19 protein-coding genes are annotated in these 20,689 nt (G+C 48.9%); 11 read left to right on the top strand and 8 right to left on the bottom strand.

Features of this window, described 5'->3' with window-relative positions:
- Positions 1-78 precede the first annotated feature (78 nt).
- The 7 genes from LZD49_RS10985 to LZD49_RS11015 form a co-directional block, all read right to left on the bottom strand.
- A complete protein-coding gene (locus LZD49_RS10985; RefSeq protein WP_234667397.1) occupies positions 79-1,197 on the bottom strand; it encodes an ABC transporter permease in 1,119 nt (372 codons plus the stop codon).
- On the bottom strand, positions 1,194-2,300 hold the full coding sequence (locus tag LZD49_RS10990; RefSeq protein ID WP_234667398.1) for an ABC transporter permease: 1,107 nt from the start codon (positions 2,298-2,300) through the stop codon (positions 1,194-1,196). Before LZD49_RS10990 ends, LZD49_RS10985 begins: the two co-directional genes overlap by 4 nt.
- A 2-nt stretch (positions 2,301-2,302) precedes the next feature.
- Positions 2,303-3,049: an ABC transporter ATP-binding protein gene (locus tag LZD49_RS10995; RefSeq protein WP_234667751.1), complete on the bottom strand. Its 747-nt coding sequence runs from the start codon at positions 3,047-3,049 to the stop codon at positions 2,303-2,305.
- Between the two features lie 22 nt (positions 3,050-3,071).
- Positions 3,072-3,983, bottom strand: coding sequence for an ABC transporter ATP-binding protein (locus LZD49_RS11000; RefSeq protein ID WP_234667399.1), 912 nt, complete (start codon positions 3,981-3,983; stop codon positions 3,072-3,074).
- On the bottom strand, positions 3,983-4,918 hold the full coding sequence (locus LZD49_RS11005; protein WP_234667400.1) for an HlyD family secretion protein: 936 nt from the start codon (positions 4,916-4,918) through the stop codon (positions 3,983-3,985). Before LZD49_RS11005 ends, LZD49_RS11000 begins: the two co-directional genes overlap by 1 nt.
- Positions 4,919-4,936: 18 nt before the next feature.
- Complete coding sequence (locus LZD49_RS11010) at positions 4,937-6,220, bottom strand: TolC family protein (protein WP_234667401.1); 1,284 nt, start codon at positions 6,218-6,220, stop codon at positions 4,937-4,939.
- A 71-nt stretch (positions 6,221-6,291) separates the two neighbouring features.
- The gene (locus LZD49_RS11015) at positions 6,292-6,903 is read right to left on the bottom strand and encodes a TetR/AcrR family transcriptional regulator (protein ID WP_234667402.1); all 612 of its coding nucleotides are present in this window, start codon (positions 6,901-6,903) and stop codon (positions 6,292-6,294) included.
- 207 nt (positions 6,904-7,110) lie between these two features.
- Between LZD49_RS11015 and LZD49_RS11020 the strand changes: the two genes are divergently transcribed.
- The 11 genes from LZD49_RS11020 (at position 7,111) to hslV (ending at position 18,875) form a co-directional block, all read left to right on the top strand.
- Positions 7,111-7,467: a hypothetical protein gene (locus tag LZD49_RS11020; protein WP_234667403.1), complete on the top strand. Its 357-nt coding sequence runs from the start codon at positions 7,111-7,113 to the stop codon at positions 7,465-7,467.
- 5 nt (positions 7,468-7,472) lie between these two features.
- Positions 7,473-8,525: an HTTM domain-containing protein gene (locus LZD49_RS11025; RefSeq protein ID WP_234667404.1), complete on the top strand. Its 1,053-nt coding sequence runs from the start codon at positions 7,473-7,475 to the stop codon at positions 8,523-8,525.
- 129 nt (positions 8,526-8,654) lie between these two features.
- On the top strand, positions 8,655-10,442 hold the full coding sequence (gene lepA, locus LZD49_RS11030; protein ID WP_234667405.1) for a translation elongation factor 4: 1,788 nt from the start codon (positions 8,655-8,657) through the stop codon (positions 10,440-10,442).
- A gap of 10 nt (positions 10,443-10,452) precedes the next feature.
- On the top strand, positions 10,453-12,150 hold the full coding sequence (locus LZD49_RS11035) for a DUF6044 family protein (protein WP_234667406.1): 1,698 nt from the start codon (positions 10,453-10,455) through the stop codon (positions 12,148-12,150).
- A 111-nt stretch (positions 12,151-12,261) separates the two neighbouring features.
- Positions 12,262-12,993 carry a class I SAM-dependent methyltransferase gene (locus LZD49_RS11040; RefSeq protein ID WP_234667407.1) on the top strand — a complete coding sequence of 244 codons (732 nt, stop codon included), beginning with the start codon at positions 12,262-12,264 and terminating at the stop codon, positions 12,991-12,993.
- Positions 12,993-13,784 (top strand): class I SAM-dependent methyltransferase, encoded by a 792-nt coding sequence (locus tag LZD49_RS11045; RefSeq protein ID WP_234667408.1) that lies wholly within the window; start codon positions 12,993-12,995, stop codon positions 13,782-13,784. Before LZD49_RS11040 ends, LZD49_RS11045 begins: the two co-directional genes overlap by 1 nt.
- Positions 13,781-14,605: an aldolase/citrate lyase family protein gene (locus tag LZD49_RS11050; protein ID WP_234667409.1), complete on the top strand. Its 825-nt coding sequence runs from the start codon at positions 13,781-13,783 to the stop codon at positions 14,603-14,605. Before LZD49_RS11045 ends, LZD49_RS11050 begins: the two co-directional genes overlap by 4 nt.
- Positions 14,602-15,546, top strand: a complete 945-nt coding sequence (locus tag LZD49_RS11055) for a D-2-hydroxyacid dehydrogenase (RefSeq protein ID WP_234667410.1) — start codon at positions 14,602-14,604, stop codon at positions 15,544-15,546. Before LZD49_RS11050 ends, LZD49_RS11055 begins: the two co-directional genes overlap by 4 nt.
- A complete protein-coding gene (locus LZD49_RS11060) occupies positions 15,546-16,292 on the top strand; it encodes a glycosyltransferase family 2 protein (RefSeq protein ID WP_234667411.1) in 747 nt (248 codons plus the stop codon). The genes LZD49_RS11055 and LZD49_RS11060 overlap by 1 nt, the downstream gene beginning before the upstream one ends.
- A 231-nt stretch (positions 16,293-16,523) precedes the next feature.
- Positions 16,524-18,221, top strand: coding sequence for a pyruvate dehydrogenase complex dihydrolipoamide acetyltransferase (locus LZD49_RS11065; RefSeq protein WP_234667412.1), 1,698 nt, complete (start codon positions 16,524-16,526; stop codon positions 18,219-18,221).
- 111 nt (positions 18,222-18,332) lie between these two features.
- Positions 18,333-18,875: an ATP-dependent protease subunit HslV gene (hslV, locus tag LZD49_RS11070; protein WP_234667413.1), complete on the top strand. Its 543-nt coding sequence runs from the start codon at positions 18,333-18,335 to the stop codon at positions 18,873-18,875.
- Between the two features lie 182 nt (positions 18,876-19,057).
- On the opposite strand, the gene dacB is transcribed toward hslV, so the two are convergent.
- Positions 19,058-20,497, bottom strand: coding sequence for a D-alanyl-D-alanine carboxypeptidase/D-alanyl-D-alanine-endopeptidase (gene dacB / locus LZD49_RS11075; RefSeq protein WP_234667414.1), 1,440 nt, complete (start codon positions 20,495-20,497; stop codon positions 19,058-19,060).
- Positions 20,498-20,689: the final 192 nt, after the last annotated feature.

Genomic DNA, 20,689 nt, shown 5'->3' on the forward strand with positions numbered 1-20,689 from the left:
GGACGGCCGAAAACCATGGTCCATGGTCATCAAGCATAAATCGGCGGTCAGCCGTCGGCCGTCGGCGGTCACATCTCGTCAATTCGTCTTTTTATAATTCAAAATTGCCCAGCCATTCAATACCACGGCCATCAGGCCTACAATTCCTAAATGTGGTAAAATATCGTTAAAGCTGCTGCCTTTTAGAATAACCATCCGCATCACCTCGATCATATACCGCACCGGATTGAAGCGCGTGATCAGCTTAGCCCAATCAGGCATGCTGTCGATTGAAGTAAACAGACCACCCAGCAGTATGAACAGCATCATAAAAAAGAACATGATGAACATGGCTTGCTGCTGGGTATCACAAAATGTCGAGATCAGCAATCCGAAACCTAAAACGGCGAGCAGGTAAACGGAAATAAACGCATATAAGGTCAGCAGGCTTCCTTCCGGCACGATTCCATACACAAACCTTGCGACGATCAGGCCGATTGTGAATACGACATTGGCCAGCACCCAGAAAGGGATCAGTTTACCCAATATAAAAATGTGCTTTTTAATAGGCGTCACGTTGATCTGTTCGATCGTACCGATCTCTTTCTCCCGTACGATATTCAATGCGGTCAAAAAACCACCTACCATTGTGACCAGGATCGCGAGAATACCCGGCACAATGAAAAACTTGTAATTAAGCAACGGGTTGAACCAGTTAGAAGCCACCACCTCGATCACCGGAAACTGGCTAAACCGCGGTGTGGTAACGAGCTGCATACGGATGTCCGCATTGAAATCCCCGATAATACTGCCCAGATAGGAACCGCCCAGGCTGGCCTTCGTGCCATTGATCGCATTCACGGCAACGAATAGTTTTTCATGGTCCTCCCGGATCAGGTTTCGTTCAAAATTATGCGGGATTTCGAGGATGAGATCTGCCTTATCAGATTCAATGAGGCCAAAAGCTTCCTTGAACGAGGCATTATAGCCCGTCAGCCGGAAGTAGCCCGACGCAATGATCTTGGCGATCAGCTTTTGCGAATAGGGCGATTTGTCATGATCAACGACCGACAAATTGATGTTCCTAACCTCATAGTCGGCTGCTAACGGCATCAAAATGAGCTGTACCATCGGCATGAAAAAAATCAGTGCAACAATGGATTTGTCTCTGAAAATCTGCCGGAATTCTTTGCGTAACAAAAATCGTAACGTTCTCATTGTAACCGGATTTTAAAGCTTTTTAAACTGACCATCAGCAGAAACACGGTCATTCCCAGCAGAATAAGCGTCTCTTTCCAAAGCATAGAAATCCCCAATCCTTTGATCATGATCGACTTCACGATAATATAAAACCATTTCGAAGGGACAATGTTGGAGATAATCTGCAACGGGACAGGCATATTCTCGATCGGGAAAAGGAAACCGCTGAACATCATCGTCGGCAGTAGCATGCCCATGAGCGAAATGAGCATGGCAATCTGCTGGGTTTCGGTTTTGATCGAAATAAAGATCCCCAAAGCCAGACAGGTAATGATGAACAACGTACTTTCCGCAAACAACAATGGTACGCTTCCCTTTACCGGCAGATCCAGCACGAAAACGCTCAGCAACAGGATCGCTACCACATTTACCAACGACAACGCGAGATAGGGAAACGCTTTGGCGAAGATTACCAAAACTGGTTTGAATGGTGACACCAGCAGGATTTCCATGGTGCCTGTTTCCTTTTCGCGGACAATTGAAATCGCCGTCATCATCACCGACACGAGCATTAGTACCAGCGCCATGACACCCGGTACAAACCCATGAGCACCTTTCAGCTGCGGGTTGTAGAGCATCCTCACCTCCGGCGTAATCCGGTAAGGCATTTTCAGCGTCTTGTTAACCTGGTTTTGATAATCCATGATGATCGACGACAGGTAGTTGGTGATCATATTAGCCGTATTCACGTCGGTCGCATCCGCGATGACTTGTATCTGCGCCTTGTTGTGATGGAGCAGATCTTCATTGAAATTCACCGGAAACACTACCACCGCCTTGATCTTACCCTGCCGAAATGTGCTCAGGATCTCCTTATGGTTCAATGCCGCCTGGCGGATCTTGAAATACCGGCTCGAACCAATCTTCGTCAGCAGCTCCTGTGAAGCATTGTCTTTGGCATAGTCCACCACCAGTATTTCCGAATCCTTCACCTCGTTGGTCAGCGCAAAACCAAAGATCAATATCTGGGCGACGGGCATTCCAAAAAGGATCAGCAGTGTACGCTGGTCGCGGAGCACGTGGTAGAATTCTTTCGTCACAAATGCGAGAAACTGTTTCATGGCTAGTCCCCTCTTTTGGCGCCGCGCGCGAGCTGGTAAAAAACTTCATCCATCGAGCGCACATGAAAGCGGTTTTTCAGGTTCGCAGGCGTGTCAAGTACTTCCATTTTGCCATCTACCATAATGGATATACGATTGCAGTACTCGGCCTCGTCCATATAATGTGTCGTTACGAAAACGGTAATGCCACGATCGGACGCTTCGTAGATCAGGTCCCAGAACTGCCGCCTCGTCACCGGGTCGACGCCGCCAGTGGGTTCGTCCAAAAACACGATTTTCGGCTCGTGGAGCACCGCCACCGAAAATGACAGCTTCTGCTTCCAGCCAAGCGGCAAAGAGGCGACCAACTTATTTGCCTCCGATTTTAACCCGAGAACTTGCAGCAATTCTTCGGTTTTAGATTTGATCTTTTGGTCGGAAAGGCCGTAAATGCCACCGAAAAATTCGATATTTTCCCGCACCGTCAGGTTTTCGTAAAGTGAAAACTTCTGGCTCATGTAGCCTATATTCTTCTTGATCTGCTCGGTTTGGGTGTAAACATCATAGCCCGCAATAGTAGCTTTTCCCGAGCTAGGCGAGGAAAGGCCGCAGAGCATCCGCATCGCGGTGGTTTTCCCGGCACCATTCGCGCCCAGGAAGCCGAATATCTCTCCTTTATGTACTTCAAAACTAATTTCATTGGTGGCAATAAAGTCTCCGAAGCGCTTCGTCAGCTTCTCGCAGACTATCACTTTATCGTCCTGCATCATCATCATAGCTATGCCGGTTTTTTTAATGTAATAATTTGATAAATGAATCCTCGATCGTCGCACGCGCTGCCAGCACTTCCACGCCCGAAAGCCCGTGTGCATGCAGGTACGATTCCAATGCCTCGGGCTGCATTTGCCCATTAGCAAAAACGGCATGTGCATATTCGCCAAATGCGTAGCTATTGAGCATGTCCGGATGCTTTTCCAGGACTTTCAGCAGCCGGTACATCTGGTCGGCCTTGACGGCGAGCAGGGTATCCGGATAGCCGTTCACAATATTGTCGGGCTTGTCGATCGAGAGGATTTTCCCTCCCTGGATCAATGCAATGCGGTCGCAGAGCGAGGCCTCGTCCATGTAGGGCGTCGAAACCAGGATGGTAATGTTCTGCTCTTTCAATCGTTTGAGCATCTCCCAGAATTCCTTCCGAGATACGGGGTCCACACCAGTAGTCGGTTCGTCCAGGAATAACGTCGTCGGTTGGTGTATCAGCGCGCAGCATAAGGCCAGTTTCTGCTTCATACCGCCCGATAACTTGCCTGCCCGACGGCTTTTAAATGGCTCAATCTGGACATAGATGTCTTTAATCAGATGATAATTCTCTTCAATGGTCGTCCCGAAAACCGTCGCGAAGAAATGCAGGTTCTCTTCAATCGTAAGGTCCTGATAAAGCGAGAACTTGCCGGGCATATACCCTACTGAACTCCTTATTGCCCTGAAATCCTTTACAATATCATGGCCATCCACGCTTGCCGAACCGCCGTCCGGCAGCAGCAGGGTCGTCAGCATACGGAAAATGCTCGTCTTACCCGCGCCATCCGGCCCTATCAGCCCGAAAAGCTCGCCCTGGTTCACTGAAAACGATACGTCGTCCACAGCCACCGTTTGCTCTTTCCCGTAGGTTTTCGTCAGATTTTTTACGACAACCGCTTCCATTATTTGAATGCTACTTCACCGTACATGCCTATTTTCAGGTAGCCGTCATTCTTCACACGGATTTTCACCGCGTACACCAGGTTAGCACGCTCATCCTTGGTTTGGATGGTTTTGGGCGTAAATTCAGCCTTATTGCTGATCCATTCGATCGTTCCCTGCGACTCGCGGTATTTGCCATTGACGTCATCCACCAGCACTTTCACCTGCTGGTTCAGTTTAATGCCCGTCAACTGATCGCCCGTCACATAAGCGCGCAGGATGATGGTAGAAAGGTCAGCAATTTTATATAAAGGCTTTCCGGCCGTTGCAACCTCATTAGCCTCTGCATATTTAGTAAGCACTGTCCCTCCGACCTCGTTAATGATTCTTGACTTCGCCAACTGGTCATTAATCTGCTCGATCTGCACGTACAATGGCAGCACATCCGCCCGCAATCCCGAGGTCTGCGTTTTCAGCACCGACGTCTGCGCCGCATCCTGTTTGCGGATCACTTCCAGTTGCTTTTGCAACTCTTCCACCTGTGCGTTGATGTCGTCCAGTTGCTTCGGCGTGGCGGCATCGGCTTTCAACAGGTTCTGAATGCGTTTTTGTTCATGAATAAGATTATCGAGACGCACTTGCGAGACGGCGATCTGCTGTTTGTAGACGTTCGTTTGCGCTACAATGTCGGGCACCCGGCTTCCTGTGGCCCTGATCTGCGCTTCTAGTTGTTTTTTGCGCAAATACAATTGCAGACTATCGATATAACCCACTGTTTGCCCGGCCGTCAGTTGCTGGCCTTCTTCCAGGTTCAATACCATAATGCGGCCCGTGGCCTCGGCGGATACGATGGTTTCGACCGCCTCAAATGTGCCGGAGGCGTCGTAAGGATTTTCCTTGCCGTTGCATGCTGTCAACACGGCAACCATTATGATCAGATAAGAATATGTTTTCATGATTTTGTGGTTAATGCTTTATTCGATGTTGGTCCCCAATGTGTTTTCGAGATTGTATTGAGACATGAGCAACTGGGTACCGTGGAGTATCTTGCTCTGGCGGGCCGTGTCTTCGGCATTAACTTCCCGCAAAAAATCATTGGTGTTGATCACGCCGTTTTCCAGTTGAGCGGCAGCCGCCGTTTTAATGCTTTCTCGGAGATTGATGATCTCGTCGTCGGTCACCAGCAACTGGCGGAAACGGTCGAGTTCCGCACTCTGCTGCCTGGCTGTCAGGTTTGTATTAAAAAGGAAGGTCTCCTTTTGTAGCTGAATGGCATCCCGGTTGTTCCGCACAAGTTCGTGGTCCTTTTTCGCCGTATAAAATCCTGAAAGTGACCAGTTCAGCCGTACGCCGGTGATGTAATAAGGATCAAAACCATTGCTGAGGATATTCAATGCAGGCCTGCCGTAACCTCCTTGGAAGAAAAAGTTAAGCTTGGGACGATTCCGTACATCGATCATTTGAGATTGAATATCGAGACTGCGGTGCTGGGCGTCGTACAATTTAAGTTCGGGCCTGTGGATCACACCGCCTGCCGCCAGCTCTATCGGCCGTTCCAGCACCGCCGAATCTCCCAGCGGTTGACCTGTGAGCAGGCCCAGCATTTCGACATAAGCTTTCCGGCTGGCATTGAGGTCGATCGTCCGCTGGTCGGCTTTCAGCAATTCCGCTTTCAGGGTATTTGCATTGCTTTTGAATGCCGTGCCGTTGTCGATCAGCGCCTGTACTTTTTTGATACCCAGATTGATATCATTTTTCAGTAACTCATTTTGTTTGAGCTGCTCATCCTGCATCAGCACGCCAAAAAACAACTGATTGACGCGTTCATTGAGTTTGTAAAGCTCCACTTCCAGCTTTTGTGTTTCCACCAGCGCATTCGCCTCGTGCGAACGGACCTGTGTGCGAACATTCCCGCCGTCGTAAATGACCTGGTTCACTTCGCCCAGCACCTTGTACTGATCTTTATTGATCGTCGGAAATTCCACGCCGGGAATGGAAACGGGCAGTTTGAACTCCGTCACTGCCGATTGGTAGGTTGCTTGCCCCTGCACGGAGAATTGGGGCAAATAGCCTTTGGCCGCATTGCTTATCGAATAATCCCGCGTCTTTTCGATCAAACCGAGCTGCCGGATCATCGGGTAGTTTTTACGGGCCAGCTGGTATGCCTCCCGGATCGTAAGCTGCTTTTGCTGCGCTTGCGTAGGCAAAGTCACCAACCATAAGCAACCGATTAAAGCTATTTTAACTTCATTAATCATTTTATTTATTCGTTTTATTTAATCATTTGATTAATTGTAGAGCAAAAAAATTCCCGGGTTTACGGGACTATTCAGGTGTGATCAAGCATGAGCTTCATCCAGACTGGTACCAGTTTCTTGCGTTGCTCCATCAACTGCCGGTAAGCCTCTTCATTTCCCACGATCGGTTGTAAAACAGGCTTTGCGACAAATGGGAACAGGTTCATACCCAACAAGTTCATCAGAAAGTGAAATGGGTTAATATCGCTTCTGCGTTCGATCAGCTGTTTGATAAAAACCGACTCCGTCAGGTTTCTGCGGGCCTGGAACCGGTTGGAAAGCTGCTCGGGATTATTCCGGATCTCGCTCAGCACGAAAATCGGCAGGTCGGGATGTTCGAGCAGCATATTAATATAGCTCTCTGTGATCTTTTCCAGTTTTTCGTCCAACGTTGTCGACCCATCGTTAAGGATCGGGCCCAGTACGCCGAAAAGCTTGTCGATGCGCTCGGCCATGATAATCTGAAAAAGCTTCTCCTTACTGCGGAAATAGTAATTGAGTAATGCGAGGTTAATTCCAGCTTCTTCCGCAATGTCCCTTGTACGCGCGTTGCCGTATCCTTTTTTGGTAAATACAATGCTCGCGGCCTCCTTGATCTTCTCTTCGGTACTCAAATCCAATGCTTCCTTTTTTGCCTTCGCCATCTTCCGTTTTCAGTTTGATGTCCCAAAGGTATAAGTGATTTTTAATTTAACCAAAATATTTAATCAAATGATTAAATATTTTGGTTAATGCCTTTTAAAACACGGTCTTTCGTCGCAATAAACCGTCCTTTTTTTTAGGCAATATTTTTTCTTAACTTTTGAAAAGACATTTGTAAACCACGCTTTTGTTATAACTACTCAGGTTCCATGACTCCCTTCCAGGCAAGGAAATGGCTGCCGGGCATTCTGTTTCTGTCGGCGCAGCTTATCAATACTGTTTATGAACTTACCCTGGACACGCGCACAATCTCCTGGGCACCCCACACTACGCAGGTATATTACACGATCGAGGCATTTCAGAATGGCGTTGCGTGGGACAAACAGACTATCGAAGCGCGGTACGGCATTGCCCAATCTCATTGGGAGGCTCATTCCCAGGGCAATTTGCGACGCCTGGTTTTGGCTGTGGAAACAACAAAACCAGGGAATCCCGACAGCGTCCGGATCCACTATCGCAGAAATGCAGCGCCTGAGCAGACCTATATATGGAAAGCAAGCAGGTAAATCAGATGCAGCTACACTTAAACCCATTCTATATCAAAGAAAAACCGGTTGTACCGGAGTTAGTGCTGGCAATCCGGCTGCTGGCCTCCTATTTATTGCTGACCCGCGAATTTCCGTTCAATGGTAACCAAGGTACGGGCCGCTTTTTCCCACTGGTCGATTTTCTAAGCTACATCGGTACCGACGATCAGTTCGATCTGGGCGTCCGGATTGTCTTTCTGGCAGGAATTGCGGTCATTCTTTTCTCACGCTGCATTAGGCTGGGCGCGTCGCTGGTCGGGTTGAGCTTTGTTACCGGATTGCTTTCCTGTCAGATATGTATTTCAGTAGCCCATCTTTTCACGGCATGTGTATTTCTCTGCACCGCATTGAGCAACCTCGTAACAGGTACCGATCTGATCCGTTTCCAGTTGGTGGTGCTTTATCTCGGGGCTGACCTTAACAAGATTTTCGATATTGATTGGTGGACAGGCGCGAGTATAGAGACACTCCTGGTTTCGAGGCACCACATTGCCCCCTACATGGCGGCGGCCGACATTTTCCCACCGCTTTTTCTTTCACAAATAACCGGCATTGGCGTGATCGTGCTGCAAATGGGCATTGCGATATTGCTTATTAACCGGAAAACGATTCCTTATGCGATGTTCCTGGCCCTGGGCCTGCATTTGCCGATGGTCGTACTCATGCAAATCACATTCGGACCCTTTCTATTTGCGCTCGTGGTGGCCTACGGGTCGCTGCTGACGTGGCCGCGGCAACTGATCTGCAACGCCCGCCTGCATAGCCCGATGCTTGTGAAATGGCTGAAGAAACTGGATTTTAATGAGCAGGTCGTTCCCTGTTCAGAGCCAGCGGGTGAATCTTTCGCCCGCTGGCTCCGGACCGGCCTCGGTTTTATATCTCATCCCGTGATGCTTCTTTCAGCTACGTTGCTGGCCGTCGCATTGATCCGCTACGGAAAGTTTATTTTATTATCCATGGTGGTCATTCTGGCAGTTTCCATTTATGCATGGCCGCAACACGGTCGCTCGCGGGCAAAACCGTCCTCTGGAAGCTGATCCCTGTCCTTTCAGCTTTTAGTTTGAAGTTCTCTCCGAAAACCTGTTGAAATATTAATTACCCTCTTAATTTTGTGGTTGCTTTGACCTGAACTATATATTCAAAGCATTGGAATAGGAACTACTTTCATGAAGAAAATCCGTAATTTTTGCATTATTGCCCATATTGACCACGGGAAAAGTACCCTGGCGGACCGGTTGCTGGAGTTTACCAAAACAGTATCCCACCGTGACATGCAGGCACAACTCCTGGACAATATGGACCTGGAACGCGAACGAGGCATTACCATCAAGAGCCACGCGATCCAGATGAACTATGTATATCAAGGAGAAGAATATATACTGAACCTGATCGACACACCGGGGCACGTCGACTTTTCGTATGAAGTTTCCCGTTCCATTGCGGCCTGCGAAGGCGCCTTGCTGCTGGTAGACGCGTCGCAGGGCACAGAGGCACAAACGATCTCCAACCTGTACCTGGCCATCAACCACGACCTGGTGATTATCCCGGTATTGAACAAGATCGACCTTCCTGGCGCGATGCCGGAGGAGATCAAGGACGAAATGGTGGACCTGCTGGGGTGTGAACGCGCCGACATCATCCCTGCGAGCGGTAAAGAAGGAATTGGCATTGAAGACATCCTGAATGCTATTATAGAGCGCATTCCTGCGCCAGTAGGCGATCCGGAAGGCCCGTTGCAAGCATTAATCTTCGACTCCGTTTTCAACTCATACCGCGGTATCGAAGTTATTTTCCGGGTTAAAAACGGCAGCATCAAAAAGGGCGACAGGGTCAAGTTCATGGCGACTGGCAAGGAATACATTGCCGATGAGATCGGTACATTGGGCTTAGCGCAGATCCCAAAACAAGTGGTGGAATGCGGCGATGTTGGTTACCTGATTTCGGGGATCAAAGTGGCGAAGGAGGTGAAAGTCGGTGATACATTCACACACATCGACCGTCCTGCGAGTGAAGCTATCGTAGGTTTCTCGGAAGTAAAACCAATGGTTTTTGCCGGTATTTACCCGGTCGACACCAGCGAGTTCGAAGAGCTTCGCGAGGCTATGGAAAAATTGCAGCTGAATGACGCGGCACTCGTTTGGGAACCTGAAACGTCGGCGGCACTTGGCTTCGGTTTCCGTTGCGGCTTCCTGGGAATGCTGCATATGGAGATCGTGCAGGAACGTCTGGAACGCGAATTCGACATGACGGTGATCACCACCGTTCCATCGGTACAGTTCCGGGTACTTACCACTAAGGATAACTTATTGAATATCAGCGCTCCGTCCGAAATGCCCGAGCCGAACCATATCAAATACATCGAGGAGCCTTACATCAATGCACAGATCATCACGAAATCGGACTATATCGGGCCGATCCTGAATTTGTGTATGGATAAGCGGGGTATCCTCAAAAACCAGATTTACCTCACCTCCGAACGCGTGGAACTGCAATTCCTGATCCCGCTGGCAGAAGTGGTTTTTGATTTTTTTGACAAACTCAAAACCATTTCACGCGGCTACGCTTCGCTGGACTATGAACTGGCAGGCTACCAGGAATCCGACATGGTGAAACTGGACGTGATGCTTAACGGCGAGGCTGTGGATGCATTGTCGGCCATCGTGCACCGCTCGAAATCATACGAATGGGGCAAAAAACTTTGCGAAAAACTCCGCGAGCTGATCCCCCGCCAGATGTTCGAGATTGCCATTCAGGCGGCTATCGGACAGAAAATCATTGCGCGGGAAACCGTGAAGGCGATGCGGAAAGACGTTTTGGCCAAGTGCTACGGCGGTGATATTTCCCGGAAACGCAAGCTTCTTGAAAAACAGAAAAAAGGAAAGAAAAGAATGCGTCAGGTTGGCAACGTAGAAATTCCACAGGAAGCATTTATGGCTGTGTTGAAAATCAACTAAATAGCATTATATGAGCGCAAGATACCGGCAATACTACCTTCCAGGGATGTTGTCGGTATTTTTGCTTTATCATGCCCCCACTATTTTGCTTGGCCAGCAAGCATTCTTTAATGCATTCGATTCACTGGATTCCTTCGTGGTATGGTACCGAACCGTGACCCAGCAGGGCTATGCCTGGGCGCCACCCTCTGCGATCGTGGAACCATTCATGGGTGGCGTCCCGAAATTCACGCTGGTCAGCACCTATAACATTTATTACTGGCTCAACCTGGTGCTGCCGACATTTGAAGCATATCAGCTTTACGGTATTTTCATCAGCGGTATAGCGCTGACTGGTATGTGGCTGCTTTGTAGGCGGCATCTCAATCTCAATGAACCAGCTTCGGCCTTTATTGCACTTTCATTTGCATTCACCCCTTTTTTACCGACCTGGGGACTCAGTATTGCAGGACAGCCGCTGCTTTTGTTCACCATACTAAACCTCAGGAGGCCAAAGCCCGCAACCTGGAACTGGCTGATCCTGGCCGCTTTCCCTTTCACTTCCAATTTTCAGTCTGCCGGCGTCTTTATCCTTTCTGCATTGGCATTACTGATCGTCCATGATGTGACCAGGAAAAAGTCTTATCGACGCCTGCTGATGGCTTTCGTAGTGCTGCTCGCAGTTTACCTGATCACGAAGGTCGATTTGATACAAAACTTGCTGGGCGGCGAGGGATTTGTTTCCCATCGGATGGAAATGCGCCGTTTTCCGACTTCCATCGGCATTTGCCTAAAGATTTTTGCAAGGTATTTTTTGCTGGGTAATATCGATGTAGCATTGTCGCTTCACACTTTCGTGCTACTGCCTTTCGTATGTGGGGTTTATAGTGTTTATCTCTTCCGAAATAAAAGGCTGCCCTCTGCACTGACATTTACGTTAACGGCTATTGTGTTGATTTGCCTGTACATAGGCATTTTACATTGGGGGCCTATCGTAAACCTTCGGAACGAGTCGGATTTGCTACGGATGTTCAGCCTCGAAAGGTTTCATATTTTCCTTCAACTTTTGTGGCATGTTGCTGCTGCACAGGCGATATTGCTTATTCCAGCTGTGTATCGCAACCGGGCCGTCGGTATTATTGCTGCCCTGCAACTGGTACTTTGTTTTGCCTATCAACCGACTTACTACGAGCGTTTCGTCAAGAAATTCGTAACCATTGTCCCTTACCACTACATTTTCACCTACGAAGATTATTATGCCGAACGAATGTTCAGCAGCATCAAGGCGAGCATACCGGAACCGGTGCAATCCTATCGTGTAGCGAGTATCGGTATTCCGCCGGCCATTGCCCAGTACAACGGTTTCCGAACTATCGATGGCTATTCGAGCAACTATCCGCTTTCCTACAAACACAAATTCAGGGCGATCATTTCGGAAGAACTTTCAAAAAATGAAACAAACCGGGGCTTTTTCGATTTCTGGGGTAGCCAGTGCCTGATCGTGTACGACCAGCAGCTCCCCTATTTTGAAACACATATGACCCGCCGTATGGCTCCTGCCAGCAGGCCGATCGCGCTTTCGCACCAGGCTTTACTGAATTTGCATTGCGACTATATTCTGTCCGCTGAAAACATCGAAAGCCCGGAAAAATCCGGATTGCGGAAACTGGCCATTTTCAGTTCCGCATTATGGCGCGTCAATTTGTACGAAGTCATTCAAGGCCAGTGACGTATACCAGTGATATAACTATGCCGTACGGTTAAAAAGTAGTAGTATAAATTAGTTGCACTGCGACACATTTTCCTTTATATTCAATGCCGTAAGAACCAGCCCCTTCCTATGAGCATTGTCGTTTCGAACATCAAGTTTCACAACAATCAGCAGCTCGACTATTTCGGGCAAAAGATCAAGCAGACGATGATACCGGTTTCGTCGCCTTATGTGCGCAGGCATGTGAAGGAGGTTATCGATTTTGCCGGCATCAAAAAGACCGACCGGATTATCGACGTGGCTTGCGGGATGGGAAAATATACGCTCAGTTTCCTTTCGCAGGGTTACAAAGTGGAAGGGCTCGATCTGTCGCCATTTCTTTTGCAACAACTTCTTATTTATAATGACAACAGATTTCCAGTAAAACTGCATGCCGCAGACATCCTGGATGCCCCTGAGGAGCTGAATGAGCAGTTCGATGTCGTCATGGGTTTTATGGCATTGCATCACTTTCACAGCCTCCATGCATGCTTTCAGGCCATGTACCGGATCGCGAAGCCAGGTGCAAAACTGGTTTTTCTTGAACCTAATGCTTATAACCCGCTCTATTATTTACAGATAGCATTTACACCGGGCATGTCGTGGGAAGGCGACAAAGGCGTGGCCGATATGACGAAAACGAAGTTGTATGATGCGATGGAATATGCCGGGTGGAAGAATTTAAAAATCAAAAGATTCGGCTTTTATCCGCCATTTTTGTCCAACACCCCTTTCGGCCAAAAAAGCGAACCGATACTTGAAAAAGTCCCAGGCCTGAATACTTTTTTACCATTCCAAATCATCACGGGAGAAAAACAATAATGGGAGACAACAGGGAAAACTGGATCGTTTCATATCCCGACGACGGCAATTCGGTGTGTTTTGACATGGAGGACATTTCATTCTGGTATCAGCATCGGAACGAATGCCTCATAGAAGCCATGAAGGCCAACCATTTCCCGAAGGATTTTTTGGACATTGGCGGCGGAAACGGCATTACCGCTCTGGCTATGCAAAACGCAGGTTATGACGTCACACTGGTAGAACCTTACCTGAGTGGCATCGAGAATGCGAAGAGGCGGGGCATCAGGTCGACCATTCAGAGCACACTGGAAGATTATGTAAAACAGGCGACCGGAACGGCTCCGGCAGCCGGATTTTTCGATGTAATGGAGCACATTAAAAATGACAGGGCTTTTCTGGAAAATGTTAATTCCTTGCTGGTGCCAAATGGACAAATTATGCTGACAGTGCCTGCTTTCAGTAGCCTCTGGTCTGAAAATGACGTGCAGCTGGGGCATTTCCGAAGATATACATTAGGCCAGCTTACCGATTTGCTGACAAAGACAGGCTTTGAGGTCACCTATAAAACTTACTTCTTCTCGCTGGTGTGGGTGCCAATGTGGTTCGCCCGCGTTTTGCCCGAGAAGTTTGGGATCAAAAAGAATAACACCCCTGAAAAAAAACGGAACGAGCATATGGTGGGACGTCCCGGCACAGCGCGCATCTTGCGGAAGTTGCTGAGTTGGGAAGCCAAAGCCATTCGAAGTAAATCCCGGATACCTTTTGGTACCAGTTGCCTGATCGTCGCACGTAAAACCAGAGACTTGTGAGCCAACTTTTACGCCAAACAGACCATTTCCAGCTATTCCTGTTCACTACGGACCCGGCAGTGGTCAAGAAAGCCGTTTCTGCCGGTGTGGACGGAATCATCGTAGATTGGGAAAACCAGGGCAAGAAACTGCGGCAGGAAAATTTCGACACGCAGATCAACTTTGATACTTATGACGATCTGTGCCGTGTTCGGGACGTCACGCCAGAAGGAAAGCTGATATGCAGGATCAACGGGTTTTCCGGTGAACATACCTTAAAAGAAGTTGAAATGGCATTGCAGGCAGGCGCGGACGAAATTTTCCTGCCTATGGTCCGCAACGTCGACGAAGCCCGTCGGACATTTGATATGATCGCAGGCCGTACAGGTTTCAGCATTTTGATCGAAACCGCTTCGGCACTTGAATGCATGAGCGAGCTGAGCCAGCTCGCACTTCGTCGGGCCTACATTGGGTTGAACGACCTCCATATTCAGCAAAACAGCAAAAACATATTTGTGCCGTTGATGAACGACACGGCGGTAAATGTCCGCCAGCATTTTAAAGTACCGCTCGGTGCAGGTGGCGTTACTTACCCACCCAGCGGTATGCCTATCGCCAGCAAGTATCTGATCAATGAATACGCACGGCTCGGCATTGATTTTAGTTTTCTCCGACGAACTTTCATCAGGGACCATGCGCAACACAGCATGGAACACATGGTTCACCACATCCGCGAATCCTATGATGCGGCCGCGAGACGGTCGGGCGAAGAAGTAGCTGCGGATTATCAAAAGTTCCGGCAGCTCGTGGATAGCTGGACCACCAATCCGGCCCACATATGATCCTGCTGATGTACGAGCCGGTGGAGGCACATTTAGATCGATTAAAACAAATAGCAGCCGGTCGCCACATGGTCGTCGCGCATTCGGAGGAGGAAGCAAAGAAGCTGATCGCTGATGCGGAAATTGTGCTTGGCAACCGCTATTTTATTCAAAGTCTTCCATTCGCCAAGAGGCTTCGATGGATGCAGTCCAATTCGGTGGGCGTCGATCTGATCCTGACTGAAAAAAAGCTGCTGATAGACAAAAATGTAATACTCACTTGCGCCAGGGGCGTCTATGATGCCGAGTTGGCAGAGCATACCATTACGCTTCTGCTCACGCTTTTCCGTCAGATCCACCTGCTCCGGGATGAGCAAAACGAAACCCGCTGGAAGCGCCACAGGCTTCGCACCCTACATGGGAGCCGTTGCCTGATTCTTGGCTGGGGTAGCCTGGCCAAAGAAATAGCGCGACTGGTGTCTGCAATGGGTGCCGATGTTTCGGCTGTAAGAAACCATTCCGACGATTCCACGGAAGGCAATATCACCGTTTTCGGACACCATACCTGGAAAACACAGTTACAGCAAACCGATGCATTGATCATCTGCCTTCCAAAAACTCCTGAAACAAATCATTTCGTAAACCGGCAAATACTCGATCTGTTACCGGCTTCGGCTTTCGTTGTCAATATCGGAAGAGGCGGTACGCTCGATGACGCAGTGCTTTGGGAAATGGTGCACACCGGGCGGCTCGCAGGCGCGGCGCTCGATGTTTTCGAACAGGAACCGCTTCCTGCTTCACATCGAATGTGGAAAGAGCCGAACATTGTGGTGAGCCCGCATGTGGGAAGAAGCCTCGAAGGCCCGGTTTATAAATGGCAGCAGCTCTTCGAAGAAAATCTGGGTCGGTATCTCCGCGGCGAGGCGCTGGTCAATATTGTTAATTATGATAAGGGTTATTAATGATCAGCATTGTCGTTCCCGTATATAAAAGTGCCGCCACGCTCCAAACGCTTCACGAGCGAATAGGCCTGATGGCTGCGAACTCGGATAATGCTTATGAGATCGTCTACGTCAACGACGCCTCTCCTGACCATTCCCTTTCGATACTTCGGGCACTAACGCACACCATTCCCTTCCATATTGTCGACCTGAAAAAGAATGTTGGCCAGAGCGCCGCATTGATTGCAGGCATGGCATTTGCCCAAGGCGAAATCATCGCTACCATGGACGCCGACCTGCAAGACGAACCTGAAAACCTGCCACGACTGGTCCGGGCATTGGGCCCGGGAACAGACGTTGTTTTTGCCAAACGGCAGGGTCATTATGAGTCGCCCGGAAGGCTGGCCACTTCATTTTTTTTTAAGGGGATGGTTCATCTCATCTCCAAACGGCGGATTCCGATAAACGCCGGCCTCTTTATGCTAGTCCGGAAAGACGCGGCCAGGCAGTTTCTCGGCTATCTGAACCAGTCCCCTTATCTCATTGGCCTTATCTCCAAATCAGGGCTCAGATGCACCGGCATTGATGTGGAACGCCCGAAAAATGAGCGCCGGGAAACCTCTTATACCTTCCGTAAACGCGTTCGGGTGGCCATCAGTTTTTTCCGGACTATTCGGCTCTCACACGCAAAAACAGATGAATCGGCACGCGAGTGGCTTAATTCACATCTTTTGGCCGATCATTCATATATTACCGGCAAGTGCTAAACAAGGTGCTCAATACCGCCGTCTACATTCCATTAACTATCCAAAGGCCGCCGTTTGTCCATATAAGACTGATTATCAAGCCCTACCCAGGTGATTGTTTTGCAAAAATCAGAGGACGCCCTCGAGGGGGGCAATTTTATGATATGAAAAATCTCTCCTATTCACCTTTTATTGTAATTTTGACTGAAATCTCAATTTCGACCAAGAACTAAAAATACCTTAACAAGCGATATGGCAGAAGTAATTCGTATGCCCAAAATGAGCGACACCATGGAAGAAGGTGTTATCGCGGAATGGCACAAAAAAGTAGGCGATAAAATTAAATCCGGTGAAGTGATTGCTGAGGTGGAAACCGACAAAGCAACTATGGACCTGGAATCTTATTACGACGGTACCCTTCTCTACATCGGCGTTAATAAAGGCGACGCTGTCCCCATCGATGGTATTATGGCGATCGTTGGCTCGGAAGGTGAAGATTACCAATCCCTGCTCGAAGGTGCCAGCAACGGAAACGGAACACCAGCGGAAGCTGCTCCTGCCAAAGAAGAGGTTAAAACAGAAGCACCTGCCGTAGAGACCATCAAAGCAGACTCTGCTCCTGCCGCTCCCGCTGCTAAACCTGCCGCTTCTACCGAGAAAATTAATGCCGCGGTGGTGCGCATGCCGAAAATGAGCGACACCATGGAAGAAGGAACGCTGGTTTCATGGCAGAAAAAAGTAGGCGATAAAGTAAAATCTGGTGATATCCTGGCCGAAGTCGAGACAGACAAGGCTACGATGGAACTGGAAGCATATGAAGACGGTACCCTTCTTTACATTGGTATCAAAGAAGGCGAAGCAGTACCCGTAGATGGCATTATCGCGGTTATTGGTGAAGAAGGTTCAAATGTTGAAGCATTGCTGGCTCGTGAAAACGGCGAAGCCCCTGCCGAAACCGCTGCACCCGCCCAGTCGGAAACAGCTCCTGCACAAGTGAATGGTTCAGAAAAAACCGTTTCCCAGGCTGATTCCGGTGAACGTGTAAAAGCATCGCCATTGGCAAAACGCCTGGCCGACGAAAAAGGCATTAATCTGAGCGAAGTGGCGGGAAGCGGTGACAACGGACGTATCGTAAAACGCGATGTGGACGAGTTCAAACCTTCTGCTAAAAGCGAGGCTTCCGCGCAGTTAGCCCCTTCGGCTGCTCCCGCTGCACAATCTGCACCTGCTGCCAAGGCAGAAGCGGCTCCTGCGGCACCTGCGACTGGAGATTTCACCGATACGCCAATCTCGCAAATGCGCAAAACCATCGCGCGCCGCCTAAGCGAAAGCTTGTTCACAGCGCCACACTTCTTTGTGACGATGGAAATCACAATGGACAAGGCAATGGCGTTGCGTCCGCAGTTGAACGAAGTGGCTACTGCCAAGATTTCATTCAACGACATGGTGATCAAGGCCTGCGCAATTGCATTGAAACAACACCCTGCTGTAAACTCAGCTTGGCTCGGCGATAAGATCAGAAAATACAATTATGTCAACATCGGTGTGGCCGTAGCAGTAGACGAAGGTCTCCTCGTGCCAGTGATCCGTGATGCCGACAAGAAAACGCTTTCGACCATTTCGGGTGAAGTAAAAGACCTGGCGGGCAAAGCGAAAGATAAAAAGTTGCAACCGAAAGACTGGGAAGGCAACACATTCTCGATATCAAACCTCGGTATGTTTGGTGTAGATGAATTTACGGCGATCATTAACCCGCCGGATTCATGTATCCTGGCAATCGGTACGATCAAGAAAGTAGCAGCTTTCAAAGAGGATGGAACGGTTTATCCAACCAACATCATGAAAGTAACGCTTTCCGCAGATCACCGTGTGGTAGATGGCGCAACCGCAGCCCAGTTCCTTTTGACAGTGAAGAAACTGTTGGAAGAGCCGATGAGCATGTTGGTTTAATCAAAAAATACAAATGCATGAAAAAGTGTCAGGCCCGCAAGGTCTGGCACTTTTGTTTTCAGAGGCGGTTTAAGTGCTTTGCCAAATAACATTGAGTTACTAAACATTAATATGGAGAAAATACACGCTACCACCGTCCTTGGTGTGGTTCATAACGGCACTGTCGCGCTGGGTGCGGATGGCCAGGCTACGATGGGCAATACGGTCGCCAAAAGTAATGTCAAGAAAATCCGTACGCTCCAGGGTGGCAAGATCCTCGTCGGTTTTGCCGGCTCTACCGCCGATGCTTTCACCCTGCTCGACCGCTTCGAAGAAAAGCTGAATGGCTATGGCGGAAATATGAAACGCGCAGCCATTGAACTCGCAAAAGACTGGCGTACGGACCGTTACCTGCGCAAGCTGGAAGCGATGATGATCACTGCTAATAAAGACGAAATACTCGTCATCTCGGGTACAGGAGATGTTCTGGAACCTGAAAATGGCATTGCGTCGATCGGCTCGGGTGGAAACTTCGCATTATCGGCGGCCCAAGCGTTGAAAAAGCATGCAGGTCATCTTTCCGCGGAAGAGATGGTGCGTGAAGGATTAACTATTGCGGCTGATCTTTGCATTTATACCAATCATAATTTGGTGATTGAGAAGGTTGTGCAGTAATAGGTTGATTCAGATGTAAAACGATAATGTCAGTCTGAGCGAACCGCGCCGCAGAGCGGTAGAAAGTAGTTGCGTGATGCCTTTTGCGCGATTGCGGTATGGCTAGGCTTCGACCGCCCTGCGGCCAGGTTCGCTCAGACATTCATATATTGTCGCTATTCTGGACTTTCCATCTTAATGCATTACAACTCCGCCATCAAGGTCATCAACTTCACCAGCGAATCGGAAATTACCCGATTGCTTCCTGGCACATATTTGTGCGCGATGATTGTAAAGCTCAACAAGGCTCCCGATTTTGCATTCACGTAACCCGCAAACGCCCGGGTGCCTTCGATAGAACCGCTCTTCGCATGCACATTACCCGCAGCGCGTGTGCCCTTTCCAAGGTTACGAACGGTGCCATTCTGCCCAAGAATCGCAATGCTTTGATAGAGGTCTTTAAAACTGGCATCCTTATAAGCGAGGTTCATTATGTCAGTAAGATTGCCCGTAGTAATCGAGCCAGACGGTGAAAGGCCGCTGCCATCTTTAATATAAAAACCCCTCAGATCCGCTCCCCTTCCCGACCAGTAGCCTGTAATGGCCGTTGCGGCATCATCAAAACCGGACTTGCCGGAAAGCCGCTTACCCGATTGTTTGAAGAATGCATCTGCAAAGAGGTTAATGCTCCAGAAATTGGTTTGCTGGCAAAGTTCCCTCAGTGGCGGCGACTTATATTCGTCGATGATCTTTTTAGGATTGGGAGTAATTAAATACTGGCTCAACGCAAGTTGCTCGGCTTCCGCCACCACTACGCCATTGCCAGATAATGCATTCTTCAAAGCATAAGCTGCATACCAGGCGGGATCGGGAATGGAGCCTTTGACCGTAAAAACAGGATTTCCTGCCGGCACCGTACCGGTAAGCAACACATTGTTACCCAATGGGCTGCTATAAATGATCGTTTTATCACCGGAGCCGCGTTCGCCCGTGGTGACCTGATTGGTAAATGATAAATAGGGAATCGCCGGTTCGGTGCCAATGACGGTCGTTGGATCACCGACATCCACACCCGGTTTGAATTTAACGCGGTACAAGTTTTCATTAAAATTGAGTCCCTGAACTCCCGCTCCGTAATAGTTACCAATATCCCCCCAGATCCAGGTGCTGGCGACGGCTTCCTTGTCGAAAAATGAGGCATCCGCGAGAACTTTCCCTTTTATGTATTTAATCCCGGACTTCTTTACGGCCGCTACCCACCGGCTGATCATTTCAGGGGCCGCTGGATAACCTTTAAACCGGTCACTTCCCAGGGACGGATCGCCGGTGCCATGAATGTACAAATTGCCCGCGAGTGTATCGCCTCGAAGCATGCCGTCGTACTCGAGAAAAGTCTGGAACCTGAAATCTCCGCCGAAAAGCGCGAGCACTGTGGAAGTCGAAACAAGCTTTAATATAGACGCAGAGGGCAACGACCGTTCCTGATTCAGCGCAAATACATGGGTACCTTCTTTTACAGCCTTGACACTCACAGCCAAAGAACCGCTTCTCATAAACTCGCTGTTTTGTAATTCCAGCACCGCATCGCTGAAACGGATAAGCCTCGCACTATCGATCGATTGCGCGAAGGCACGGACTGTCATTAGAATGCAAATAAAAAGAAGGGTTGCTCTCATCATATCATATATTAGCAGACGCGAAATTCAGGCCGCTTTGTCTAATCTAGTAACTAATGTCCGTTTCTCAGGCTGTTTTTTGGTACTTTTGTAAGATATTAGGCAATCGATTAGTAGTTTACAAAGAAAAGATACAATAGTGATATTGGTTTTTCCGCC

Origin of the sequence: Dyadobacter sp. CY261 (assembly GCF_021440085.1) — a bacterium.
Classification (GTDB): domain Bacteria; phylum Bacteroidota; class Bacteroidia; order Cytophagales; family Spirosomataceae; genus Dyadobacter.